This is a genomic window from Symbiopectobacterium sp. (assembly GCF_051710365.1).
Taxonomy (GTDB): domain Bacteria; phylum Pseudomonadota; class Gammaproteobacteria; order Enterobacterales; family Enterobacteriaceae; genus Symbiopectobacterium.
On sequence record NZ_JBPETA010000097.1, the window covers coordinates 1 to 11,873 of the forward strand.

14 protein-coding genes are annotated in these 11,873 nt (G+C 54.4%); 4 read left to right on the forward strand and 10 right to left on the reverse strand.

Features of this window, described 5'->3' with window-relative positions; genetic code table 11:
• Window positions 1–280 precede the first annotated feature (280 nt).
• The 7 genes from ACTBDZ_RS10315 to dapA form a co-directional block, all read right to left on the reverse strand.
• Window positions 281–679 (reverse strand): NUDIX hydrolase, encoded by a 399-nt coding sequence (locus ACTBDZ_RS10315; RefSeq protein WP_438815249.1) that lies wholly within the window; start codon window positions 677–679, stop codon window positions 281–283.
• A 7-nt stretch (window positions 680–686) separates the two neighbouring features.
• The gene (locus tag ACTBDZ_RS10320) at window positions 687–1,271 is read right to left on the reverse strand and encodes a TIGR00730 family Rossman fold protein (protein WP_438815250.1); all 585 of its coding nucleotides are present in this window, start codon (window positions 1,269–1,271) and stop codon (window positions 687–689) included.
• 63 nt (window positions 1,272–1,334) lie between these two features.
• Window positions 1,335–2,696, reverse strand: a complete 1,362-nt coding sequence (locus tag ACTBDZ_RS10325) for a GNAT family N-acetyltransferase (protein WP_438815238.1) — start codon at window positions 2,694–2,696, stop codon at window positions 1,335–1,337.
• 13 nt (window positions 2,697–2,709) lie between these two features.
• Window positions 2,710–3,162 carry a DUF441 domain-containing protein gene (locus ACTBDZ_RS10330; protein ID WP_438815239.1) on the reverse strand — a complete coding sequence of 151 codons (453 nt, stop codon included), beginning with the start codon at window positions 3,160–3,162 and terminating at the stop codon, window positions 2,710–2,712.
• 192 nt (window positions 3,163–3,354) lie between these two features.
• Entirely contained in the window at window positions 3,355–4,068 is a 714-nt protein-coding gene (gene purC, locus ACTBDZ_RS10335) for a phosphoribosylaminoimidazolesuccinocarboxamide synthase (protein WP_438815240.1), read from the reverse strand.
• A 128-nt stretch (window positions 4,069–4,196) separates the two neighbouring features.
• Complete coding sequence (gene bamC, locus ACTBDZ_RS10340) at window positions 4,197–5,234, reverse strand: outer membrane protein assembly factor BamC (protein ID WP_438815241.1); 1,038 nt, start codon at window positions 5,232–5,234, stop codon at window positions 4,197–4,199.
• 16 nt (window positions 5,235–5,250) lie between these two features.
• Entirely contained in the window at window positions 5,251–6,129 is an 879-nt protein-coding gene (gene dapA, locus ACTBDZ_RS10345; RefSeq protein WP_438815242.1) for a 4-hydroxy-tetrahydrodipicolinate synthase, read from the reverse strand.
• Window positions 6,130–6,315: 186 nt separating this feature from the next.
• Between dapA and ACTBDZ_RS10350 the strand changes: the two genes are divergently transcribed.
• From ACTBDZ_RS10350 to arsC, 4 genes are all read left to right on the forward strand, one after another.
• On the forward strand, window positions 6,316–6,921 hold the full coding sequence (locus ACTBDZ_RS10350; RefSeq protein ID WP_438815243.1) for a glycine cleavage system transcriptional repressor: 606 nt from the start codon (window positions 6,316–6,318) through the stop codon (window positions 6,919–6,921).
• A gap of 2 nt (window positions 6,922–6,923) precedes the next feature.
• Complete coding sequence (gene bcp / locus ACTBDZ_RS10355) at window positions 6,924–7,391, forward strand: thioredoxin-dependent thiol peroxidase (protein ID WP_438815244.1); 468 nt, start codon at window positions 6,924–6,926, stop codon at window positions 7,389–7,391.
• Between the two features lie 321 nt (window positions 7,392–7,712).
• The gene (locus ACTBDZ_RS10360; RefSeq protein WP_438815251.1) at window positions 7,713–9,128 is read left to right on the forward strand and encodes a beta-barrel assembly-enhancing protease; all 1,416 of its coding nucleotides are present in this window, start codon (window positions 7,713–7,715) and stop codon (window positions 9,126–9,128) included.
• A gap of 20 nt (window positions 9,129–9,148) precedes the next feature.
• Entirely contained in the window at window positions 9,149–9,505 is a 357-nt protein-coding gene (gene arsC / locus ACTBDZ_RS10365) for an arsenate reductase (glutaredoxin) (protein WP_438815245.1), read from the forward strand.
• Here the strand turns inward: arsC and hda are convergent.
• The 3 genes from hda to ACTBDZ_RS10380 form a co-directional block, all read right to left on the reverse strand.
• Complete coding sequence (hda, locus tag ACTBDZ_RS10370) at window positions 9,500–10,207, reverse strand: DnaA inactivator Hda (protein ID WP_438815246.1); 708 nt, start codon at window positions 10,205–10,207, stop codon at window positions 9,500–9,502. The genes arsC and hda overlap by 6 nt on opposite strands.
• A gap of 131 nt (window positions 10,208–10,338) precedes the next feature.
• The gene (locus ACTBDZ_RS10375) at window positions 10,339–10,770 is read right to left on the reverse strand and encodes a hypothetical protein (protein ID WP_438815247.1); all 432 of its coding nucleotides are present in this window, start codon (window positions 10,768–10,770) and stop codon (window positions 10,339–10,341) included.
• Window positions 10,767–11,807, reverse strand: coding sequence for an SEL1-like repeat protein (locus tag ACTBDZ_RS10380; RefSeq protein ID WP_438815248.1), 1,041 nt, complete (start codon window positions 11,805–11,807; stop codon window positions 10,767–10,769). Before ACTBDZ_RS10380 ends, ACTBDZ_RS10375 begins: the two co-directional genes overlap by 4 nt.
• Between the last annotated feature and the right edge of the window lie 66 nt (window positions 11,808–11,873).

Consider the following 11,873-nt stretch of genomic DNA (forward strand, 5'->3'; position numbering starts at 1 on the left):
GGGCCTTGTTATAGGAGGGCCAGTTAGTGATTTTAAAATTTTGTTTTGCCATGGAGACCTGATTTTGAAACAACTATGGTGATCTGTTCCGATGATTACCCAAACTTTCTATTTATTCAACAAAGCCATGATACCCCTGCGGTTATCACGTGCTATCGGGATTTATTGAACAAGTCATTCCATTATTTCCAATGACTCGCCCTCACGTCCTTCACCCCATAGGCAGGAACGAAAAAGAAAAATACCAGGCTGACGCGGCGGCCAGCCTGTCATAACGGCGTCAAAATGCGGCGGCGAGGGGTAATAATTGTTGCTGAGTCAACGGGGCCAGAGGCAACGTCGTCGGCGTTTTTGGGTTAACCCAGGCGATTTCAGCCGCCGGGGTTACGACGCTATTCACACCCTGCACACGGTACACGTCGGCTTCAACAACATACCCAGGCTCATTGACCGCTTGATCGGAAAAATGACCAAGATACGTCAGATCCGCTATCGCAACCTGAATCGACAGCTCTTCTTTCAGTTCGCGCACCAGCGCCTGCTCTGGCGTTTCTCCGGGTTCCATTTTTCCCCCCGGCTGCATAAACGCGGTGGTGCCCTGTTTGCGAACCAGTAGACAGGCACCTGTCGCATCGGTGATCACGGCAGCGGCGATGCGAATCACACAGGTCGTCTCCATCGCCATCTCACCCTACCTGACGAAACGCGGGCGTCCACTTATGCGGCGGCGGCGTATAGGCAGCGAAAATGCGGAGAATATCCTCAATGCTGTCAGAAAATGTGAGCATATCGGCATAGGGTTGCTTCATAAACCCCTGTCTGACCATCGTTTCATTCATGGTTTTCAGCGGTTCAAAATAACCGTTAACATTGAGAAACGCGCAGGGTTTGTCATGAATCCCCAATTGCGCCCAGGTCCACTGCTCGAAAATTTCTTCCAGCGTCCCCGGACCGCCCGGCATCGCGATAAAGCCATCGGCAATCTGCGCCATTTTGGCTTTACGCTCATGCATGTTTTCCACCACATGCAGCGTGGTCAGGCCCGGATGAGAAAGCTCTTGATCGGCCAACAGGCGCGGCATGACACCGATCACCTCGCCGCCCTGCGCCAAAGCCGCATCCGCGACTGCGCCCATCAACCCGACACGACCACCGCCGTAAACAATGGCGATACCGGCCTGCGCCAGGGTTTTTCCCGTCATCCGCGCCGCATCAATAAAGGCGGTATCACTTCCCGCACTTGAACCGCAAAAAATTCCCATCACCATAATATGTCGCTCTTCTCCATATCGATTACTACGTATGCCGGCAAACCGGTCCATTCCACCAGGCATTTATTTATTCAGCTGGAAACCCCCCGGTTGCGTCCAGCGTTGCCAACGTGCACAGGCCGCTGCATCAAGCTCGGCAAGTGCCTGAGCCGTTTCCTCACGCCAGCGTTGTAACAGCGCTTTTTTACCGCTTAATGAAAACACCTTCACACCACGCTCTGGATCGTGCGGATAGGCATTGAGCATGCACAATGCGGGCAGCGGCAACCCCGAGCGCCCCAGCAGACGTGTCAACGCGGCAAAGGTGGGCTCCATGCCACGATGCGCAAAAGCAAATCCGGCTAGGCTGCGCCATTCGGCGTCTTCGAGTGTAGAAAGCTCGGTCATAGGCAGTTGCAACGACAGCGCCAGAGGGATAATACGGCGCAAGGCAGGCCATTCCTGAGCAAGACGCCATTCGGCACGCGTCGCCAGTTGCCGTCCTTCCTCACTGATAGGCAAAATCGCCATCGCGCTATAGCAGCCACTGCTCGCCTCGCGATGGCTGCCAATGCGCACCAGCCTAAACCCGCATGCCTGCCAGAATGCCCACAGTTCCGGCTGATAGCCAAAGCTGACCGACAGAAAATCAATGCCATCATCGCTCGCGGTGTCCCGTTGTGCAGCAATCAGTGCATAACCAATCCCGCTGCGCCGCTGCTCTGCGACAACCGCGATACGGCTGATACGCCGTGAGCGTAAACAAGGGGCTTGCCACTCATCACCGTGCGCGGCCAGCATTCCCGCCAGCGTCGATTTACCGCGCCCGCGCGCGGCGGTAATCACATAAACGCCCGGTGCCGCATCCTGTAGACGGGTCAGCAATGCCTGCTGCTGTGGCGTTGGGTCACCGCTGGCAGGTTGCCACGGTGCACGAGGAGTCAGCGGCTTTATGGCTCCCTCTTCTCCCTGCCGCCACAGCGTGACCTCATCGTCCGCCAGCAGTTGCTGCTGAAAATGCGTAATGAAATTCGGCGTGGCTATCGCCTGCGACTGCTCACTCCAGCGCAAACTATCAGCATCGGGCTGTTGTGCCCACGCGTGCCAGGGCGGGACCAGCAGCAGTAGCCAACTGCCCGCACGCAAAGTGCCAGCCACGATCGCCAGCGCTTCCACATCCAGCCCACTGCGAGCATCAAAGACGGCATGCTGATACTCCTGCCCCAGCAGCATCCGCGCTTTGCTAAAGGGTATGCTGTCAGGTTGCATGCCCCCCAGCCAAAGCCAATCCCCCGGCGTCTGTCGGCACAGCGCTTCCGCCTGCATTTGCACCCAATGCGCCTCGCCGCTGACCACCAGCAGGCGGCGCACGCCAACATGCCGCAGCAGCGCAGGGTCGCCATTCGAGTCAGCACTGAGCAGGTTCGGGGTGATAAGCTCAGACATGCCAATACCGTTCTCAGGATTTGCCAATCAACAACGAGAGCAGACCTGCCGCAATCAGCGGACCTACGGGCACGCCGCGGAACAACGCGACGCCGGCCACAGTGCCAATCAGCAATCCTGACACCACGGAAGGTTGATTGCTCATCAGAGAAACGCCGCGACCACCGAGCCAGGAAACCGCAACGCCCACCGCAATCGCTATCAGCGATTTCCAGTTAAGGAACGCCTGAAAGAAGTCGTGGGCGCTGATTTTCCCACTAGCGATCGGGGCCATCACGCCAATGGTCAAAATCAGTATCCCGATGCTCAATCCATATTTTTCCACCAGCGGGAAATAACCGTTCAGCGGCGTCAAGCGTACGGCCAGCAGCGCCAACATCGCCCAGGTGACCGTCATGTTGTGGCTGATAATACCGAGTCCTGCAAGGCCGAGCAGGATCAGAAGCGTGGGATCGAAAGAAGTCATGAGGAAGGGGTTTCCTGCCATGCTGAAGTCAAGATATCGGTTTCATTCAAGACTCAGATGATAGCACTGTTTTGACACCGCTAATTAGCCCAATACCCACATTGGTACGGGTAAACTGCCATTCTCCGCTTAGTGCAGAGAATGGCAGGCAACGGCGCGCACGCAACGTTTAACACGAAAACGATTGCGCGTTTAGTCCAATTTTACGCCAAGACGGTGTGCAACTTCTTCATAGGCTTCAATCAAACCACCCAGACTTTGACGGAAACGGTCTTTGTCCATCTTGTTCAGGGTTTGCTTGTCCCACAGACGGCTGCCGTCCGGGGAGAACTCATCACCCAGCACCACTTCACCTTTGAACAATCCGAATTCCAGTTTGAAATCCACCAGAATCAAGCCCGCGTCATCAAACAGTTTGCTCAGCACGTCGTTGGCTTTGTAGCTCAGTTCTTTCATGCGCGCCAGGTGGGTTTCATTCACCCAACCAAAGGTTTTGCAGTAAGATTCATTCACCATCGGATCGTGCAGGGCGTCATTTTTCAGGAACAGGTCAAACAGTGGCGGGTTCAGGGTAATGCCCTCTTCCACACCCAGGCGTTTCACCAGAGAACCGGCAGCACGGTTACGCACCACGCACTCTACCGGCACCATCTCCAGCTTTTTCACCAGCACTTCGTTGTCGGACAGCAACTTGACCATTTGCGTCGGGATGCCCGCTTCTTCCAGTTTGCTCATGATGAAATGGTTGAACTTGTTGTTCACCATACCTTTACGATCAAACTGTTCAATGCGCGCGCCATCACCGGCTGACGTATCATTGCGAAATTCCAGCACCAACAGATCGGGATCTTCAGTGGTGTAGACCGTTTTCGCTTTTCCGCGATACAACTCAGCTAGCTTTTGCATCTTTTATTACTCCACACAGTTGTGGGCCACCGACAACGGGCCCGATGATTTAATACTTGATTAACAATAAAAATACCGGCATTCGCCGGGCCGAATAAAGAAGGGCCGGATGCGACCGGCCCTTGCTGTTAGTGACTGAGTGCCGCCTGGAAGACGGCGACGAGCGCGTCGTTTTTCGACTGGCTGAGGGTATGCCCTTTCGAGTCGATAAACTGCAACGTGCTGCGGTTACCCAGATCGCCAACCTGCAATTTGTAATCGCCGTTGGTCAGTTCAGGGTCTTTCGCCCCCAAACGTTCCCAGGCGCTGCTGCCCGGTGCTTTGTAGGTCACCGCAATGGAGCCTTGCGGACGGCTGCGATCGTTCACCTTCATGCCGACTTTTTCCAGCGCGGCAGGAAGACGATCCCAGACCACTGAATAAGGGCCACGCACCACCAGCAACGGCAGGCCGCTGTCATCCGCACCGCTCAGCACGTCCAGCGTACCGACTGCGCGATTGACCTGCGCATTCTCACGCGCGGCCGCCTGTTTCTCCAACGCGTCTGACAGAGTATTGGCCATCAGACTGGTATAACGTTGCACCTGAAGCGCCTCTGCCACCGGCGTATTCTGCACTTCGAGGCCGAGCAGTTTCACCACAACCGCGACCTGATACCCTTGAGGTTGAACGGAGATCTGATAACGCGCGCGGTACGGCACACTTTCATCGTCACGCGGCCAGAAGATCCAATCGGTGGTCAGCGTCTGCGAGGCATCCTGACGGCTGGCAATCACATAGCCCTTGTCCTGAACGATTTGCACCACCTGCGGCCACAGACGGTTCGCCTGCGCGTTATTTTCGATCAGCAAGGTGGCTGTATCACCGGAAATTTGCGTGCGCGATCCGCTTAACAACGCCAATGGCTGGAGAGGAGGACGAATATCTAACGCTTTACCCAGTTCACCGGTTGATGAGGCTGCCGGGATCTCGTAATCCCCATTCTGCACCGGAAGGATCATTCCCGCCGGTGCCACTAACGTCCTCGGTTGTGGCGCTTTCAAATAGGACTCATCGCCGCTGACCTGACGTTTGTGACGCTGATCGCTAGAACATGCTGCTAATAGCATAACCAGCGACAAACCAACCACTTTTGCCACCATGGACTTTTGCACTGAAGAAGTCATCAAATCTCCCTAAGGGTTACTGCAAACCAGCTTGCTTCAATGCGCGCTCCATCACTGACCGACCGGCGTCAGTCAGCGGCGTCATCGGCAAGCGAAGCGTATCGGTCGCCATCAATCCTAATGCCTTGCATGCCCATTTCACCGGGATCGGATTAGGTTCAACAAATAATTTCTGATGCAGTGGCATCAGGCGTTGATTCAAACGGCGCGCCGCAGCGAAATCACCTTGTGCCGCCAGTGCGCACAGTTGTGCCATTTCCCGCGCCGCAATGTTCGCCGTCACGGAAATCACGCCTCGACCACCGAGTTGCATAAAATCCAGACTGCTGGCGTCATCACCGCTCAGCAAAATGAATTTATCATCAACCAACTCTTGGATCTGACTCACACGGCTTAAGTTCCCGGTAGCTTCTTTCACCGCAACAATATTTTTCACTTCGGAAAGACGGGCGATGGTTTCCGGCAGCATGTTACAGCCGGTACGCGACGGTACGTTATACAGAATTTGCGGTAAATCGGTGTGCTCGGCAATCACTTTAAAATGCTGGAACAACCCTTCCTGCGTCGGGCGGTTGTAGTAAGGGGTTACCGTCAGGCAGCCCACTACGCCGGTTCCGTGAAAGCGTTTGGTGAGAGAGATGGCTTCCGACGTCGCATTGGCACCCGTTCCGGCTATCACCGGGATACGTCCGTCTGCCAGTTCCAGCGTCATCATCACCACATCGCCATGTTCATCATGGCTCAAGGTGGCGGACTCTCCGGTGGTTCCGACGGACACTATCGCCGCAGTTCCGCTAGCAATATGATAATCAACAAGTTTTTTCAAGCTTGCACGATCGACGGCTCCGTTGTCGTCCATCGGCGTAACCAGTGCAACAATACTTCCCGTAAACATTCGCCATCCCCTCCAAAAACAAGTTTTCATGGTACTTTTGACTTCACTGCAAAAGCAAGCGCGCAACCGCGTTGTCGGCGTCTGACATGCGGTTTTTTTCTTTCTGCATGCCGCGACTGACGGCGGCGCGGGAAAACGCACGCAGAACAAACTCAAAATTGCCCCAGACAATTTTTTGTGTTTACCATGTTACTCTCAACCCGATGCAGAGGAAGCAAGATTTTGCCGAGCCAACAAGAACATTTTCTGGTTATCACCGCCCTCGGCGTCGATCGTCCCGGGATTGTGAACGCCATCACACGTCACGTCAGTAGCTGTGGCTGTAACATTGAAGATAGTCGTCTTGCGATGCTGGGCAAAGAGTTCACGTTCATCATGCTGCTGTCGGGAAGTTGGAATGCCATCACGCTTATCGAATCCACGCTGCCGCTCAAAGGGGCGGAAATGGAATTGTTGATCGTGATGAAGCGCACGGAGTCTCAGGCTCGCCCACCGATGCCCTCAACGGTATGGGTCAAGGTTGAACTGGCGGATTCACCGCATATCATTGAACGCTTTACCGCCCTGTTTGACGCCCATCACATGAACATTGCGGAGCTGGTTTCAAAAACGCAGCCCGCCACCAGCGGACATCCGTCAACGTTATATATTCAAATCACCGCACACAGCCCTGAAACGCTTAATGGCGCAATTATTGAGCCAGCCTTTCATCAGCTATGTACAGAACTGCACGCACAAGGCAGTATTAGCGTCGTGAACTATCCACAGCATGAAGAGAAAGATGGAGAGTAGTGATGAACACACTGAAAGCCGGTGATACCGCACCGAAATTTAGCTTGCCCGACCAGGATGACGAACAAGTAAATTTAACCGACTTCCAGGGACAAAAAGTGTTGGTCTATTTTTACCCTAAAGCGATGACGCCGGGATGTACCGTGCAAGCCTGCGGTTTGCGCGACAACATGGAAGACCTGAAGAAACATGGCGTGGAAGTGCTGGGTATTAGCACCGACAAACCGGAAAAACTGTCTCGCTTTGCGGAAAAAGAGCTGCTGAACTTTACGTTGTTGTCCGACGAAGATCATCAGATCTCACAAGCCTTCGGCGTGTGGGGCGAAAAGACATTCATGGGAAAAACCTACGACGGCATTCACCGTATCAGCTTTTTGATTGGTGAAGACGGTAAAGTGGCGCACGTGTTTGATGATTTCAAAACCAGCGATCACCACGATATCGTACTGAACTATCTGAAAAGCGCCTGATAGCGCGTCAGGTATCCACCGGCACTGTTAAGGTGTCGGTGTTTTTGCGTTATCCTGATTCACACTGCGCGCAACCTTGTGCTTGCTGTTTTTTGCACGGTGCGCTTTTATGCTGCACTTTTCCCGCATTCCACTTTGCATGCTCCCTCCGCGCTGGCTAAGATAGGCGCTAATCGCTTTTACCGTGCAGTCGAGAAGGTCCCACTCATGGTCTTCAATTGGTTAGGTGCTGAACGTCCTCGCATTACCGCTCCGGCAGGCAAGACGTTTCTGCGTGGATTCAGAGTAAAGAAAACCCTGACTGCGCTGCTGTTCAGCGCAATGCTGGGCGGCATCGCGGCGCCCGTTGGTGCGGATATGCAGGATCAGCTTCCCGATATGGGAACCACAGCAGGCGGTACGCTCAGTATCAATCAAGAAATTGCCATGGGTGATTTCTACCTACGGCAAATGCGCGGCGGTGCACCGCTGATTGACGATCCGCTGCTGGTACAATACATCAACCAACTGGGCCAGCGGTTAGTAAAAAGCGCCAACTCAGTATGCACGCCTTTTCACTTCTTCATCATTCGCAACGATGAGCTGAACGCCTTTGCCTTCTTCGGTGGCAATGTGTTCATCCATTCTGCCTTGTTCCGCTACGCAGAAAACGAAAGCGAACTGGCCTCGGTGCTGGCGCATGAAATCTCGCACGTCACCCAACGCCATCTGGCGCGCGCCATGGAATCACAACAGCGTAGCGCCCCGCTTACCTGGGTGGGGGCATTGGGTTCCATTCTGCTCGCCATGGCCAATCCGCAGGTGGGAATGGCGGCCCTGAGCGGGACGTTGGCGGGCGCGCAGCAGGGAATTATCAGCTTCACGCAGTCCAACGAACAGGAAGCCGATCGTATTGGCCTGCAAGTGTTGCAGCGAGCCGGGTTTGATCCGCAGGCTATGCCTAACTTCATGCAAAAATTAGCCGATCAATCACGCTATGCCACCAAACCGCCGGAAATGCTGCTGACACACCCGTTGCCGGAGAGTCGTCTGGCCGATGCCCGCAACCGCGCCAACCAGATGCGCCCGGCGCCCACCCAATCCTCGCAGGATTTTCTGTTTGCCAAGATGCGCGCGCTGATGATGTACAGCACCGCTTATAAGGCTACTGTAGATGAAACCATTGATAACTGGCTAAAAGGCAATGTGCGCGAGCAGCTTGCCGCACAGTACGGCAAAGCGGTGCGCGCTTATGAAGAGAAGAAATATGACGATGCCCGTGCCGTGCTTCAGCCACTGCTGGATAAAACTCCGGACAGCCCCTGGTTTCTCGATCTGATGACGGATATCGATCTGGCGCAAAACAAAGCCGCGCAGGCCATCGCACGCTTACAAAAAGCGCCGGGCGCCCAGAACAATCCGGTACTGCAATTGAACCTGGCTAACGCCTATGTCACGGGTGGTCAGGCCGCCGCAGCTAGCCGCCTGCTCTATCGTTATACCTACGCCAATCCGGGCGATCCCAACGGTTGGTCACTGCTGGCGCAGGCCTCCGCCGCACAAGGCATGCGTGCCGAAGAGCTTGCCGCGCGCGGAGAGGAGCTGGCGTTATCCGGAAAACTGGATCAGGCCATCGGGCTGTTCAGCAATGCCAGCTCGCTGAGTAAACTCGGCAGTCTGGAGCAGGCGCGCTATGATGCCCGCATTGACCAGTTACGCCAGTTACAGCAACGCTTCCGTCAGTTTGAAAAATCTTGATAAACAGCAAGGAACAGCCCATGTCGCACGATATCGTTATTTATCACAACCCGCGCTGCTCCAAGAGCCGTGAAACGCTGGCGCTGTTGCAGCAACATGGCGTCACGCCGCGCGTGGTGCTCTATCTGGATACGCCACCGGATGCCGCACAGATTCGCCAACTGTTATCACAGTTAGACTTTAGCAGCGCACGTGAATTAATGCGCCAGAAAGAAGACCTGTACCGCGAATTAAATCTGTCGGATACGACGTTAAGTGAAACACAGCTGATTGCTGCACTGGTTGAACATCCCAAGCTGATTGAGCGCCCGATTGTGGTCAACGGAGAGCGGGCACGTATCGGCCGCCCGCCGGAGCAAGTGCTCGCGCTGTTATAGCCCCAGGATCTCTTTGACGAAGGGGATAGTGAGTTTACGCTGGGCGGTAATGGAGGCGTGATCGAGCTGATCGAGCGTCATAAACAGCGTGCGCATTTCGCGATCGAGCCGCTTCAACAAAAAGCGGCTCACATCTTCTGGCAGCTCAAAGCCTCGCAGGCGGGCGCGCAACTGTAACGCCTCGCCTTTCTCTTCATCAGAGAGCGGCTGCAATTTATAAATCTGCCCCCAATCCAGACGAGATGCCAAATCAGGCAGATGCAAATTAAGCTGACGCGGTGGGCAATCGCCGGTGATCAACAGCCGGGTGTGCCCCCCTTCCTGAATACGATTGTAGAGGTTGAACATCGCCATTTCCCAGGCATCATCGCCTGCAATGGATTCGATATTGTCGATACAGACCAGCGCGAGTTGCTCCATGCCGTCCAGGACTTCAGGCACAAAATAGGCGCGTTTGTCTAACGGCACATAGCCCGCCGCATCGCCCTGACGTGATAACGCCGCGCAGGCGGCATGCAGCAGATGGCTGCGCCCTCCCCCTTCCCGTGACCAGAAGTAAATATAGCTACCGTGCTCTTGTTGCAACACGTTGTGAAGGGCGGCCAGAAGTGACGCGTTTTCTCCCGGATAGAAACTGGCAAAGGTTTCGTCATCAGGCAAAGAAAGTGGCAGTGAAAGCTGTGCCGGCGTGTTCAGAAGCACCTCATGTTCAATTCGGCGGGAAAACGGACTGAGTTTACCACAGAAAGCGAGCCCTGTTGATAGCGCATCAACCGGGCTGTCTTTCTTAATACCGCGTCACTGTTCAGGCGAATTGTCCTAAGGCAATGCGGTTACCCGGCATGTTGGACATACGGCTTGATAATCCCCGTCGCTAGCAGATCTTTTTCTTGTCCGTTGATCCGCGCCGTGGCGGAATCGATCTGGAATGTCACGTCACCAGGCTTGCAAAAATCTTTGGTTTTTTGAGGAACCAGCGTGGCGGAACGAAAGGAGCTGTATTCCCTGCCGTGCAGGCTTTCATCCATAGTATTCATGCCAAAGGGGGCAAACGCCATCGTGTATTGCCCGCTGGCACCCTCGCTGTTTTTTAACGTGACGACGACGCGCAAATTGGCCACTTCAGCAAGTTTGTTGGTATCAACGATAAAATGATTTTCACATTTCAATGCGCCCCCGTTGCCACCGAGAAAGGTCGATTCGTTTTTCAACACCAATGCGGGCAAGGTCTGGCGGTTTTCTTCACGCCCACGCTTATCGTTCACGCAGTGCGCTGTATAGCTGGCTTTTGTTTCGTCAGAGCGCCCCGGCTGCGATACTCCCAGGCCTTCTGGCAATCGCTCGTCACACCCTGACCGTTGTAATAGATCCAGGCGAGGTATTTTGCCGCCCGCGATACGCCTTTGTCGTAGGCCTGCGTAAACAGCGTTCGCGCCTTGTCATAATCAACGTCAATCCCTTCACCGGTGTAATACATTTCTGCCAGATTGAGAATGGCATCTTTGTTACCCTGCTGTGCAGCACGTTCAAACCAAACGACAGCCTCTGGTGCAGCGGCATCGACACCCCAGCGACCTTCGCGATAGGCCAGACCAAGAAGATTCTGCGATTCCGGCTCTCTCCCCTCTGCTGCGCGGCGAAACCAACGCATCGCCTCGATGTCTTTCTCTTTTATCGGGGAGTAACCGAAATTATAGAAATGGCCGACGTAGAAGTTTACTTCGGGATCGCCCTGCTGTGCCCAACGCTTCGCCAGCCGTAACGTGTCGCTTTTACTCAAGCCGAGGCGGCTGAATACCCGACGCGTTTCCGCATTGGCCGTATTTAAATAGCGGGAAACATACTTCAGGATCGGTGCGCGCATCTCTGCATCGGTTTCAGCCTTTGCTTTGGCTTCATAGATGGTGTACCCGAGTGACTTGGTCGTTTCGATATCAATATCTGCGGCGTTAATCTTTTCCAGCAGTTGGCTGGCCCGGGCGCTATCCTGCGGCACGCCGACGCCATATTGATAAAAATACCCGGCGTTATAACAGCCATAATCGCCACCCAGTGCGCACGCTTGCTGATAATAGTCGATGGCCTGTTGGATATTTTTGGGAACGGAAACGCCAAACTCATAGACAAAACCCAATACCGAGAGGGCATGAGGATCCTGACGTTTAGCCAAATCGGTGAGAGCGGTCAGCGCAGTATTATCTTGCTGTTCGAGGCGGTCGTACAGCCTATCGGCGTCATCAGCATCTTGGGCAAAAGCAGAACACGAAAGACCCAGTAACAACGCCAATGTTATTTTCTTCATGATTAACAATCACTTGTCATATTTTTTCTGTTTCCGGGGATAATACCATCCCCGGAAACCAGAGCA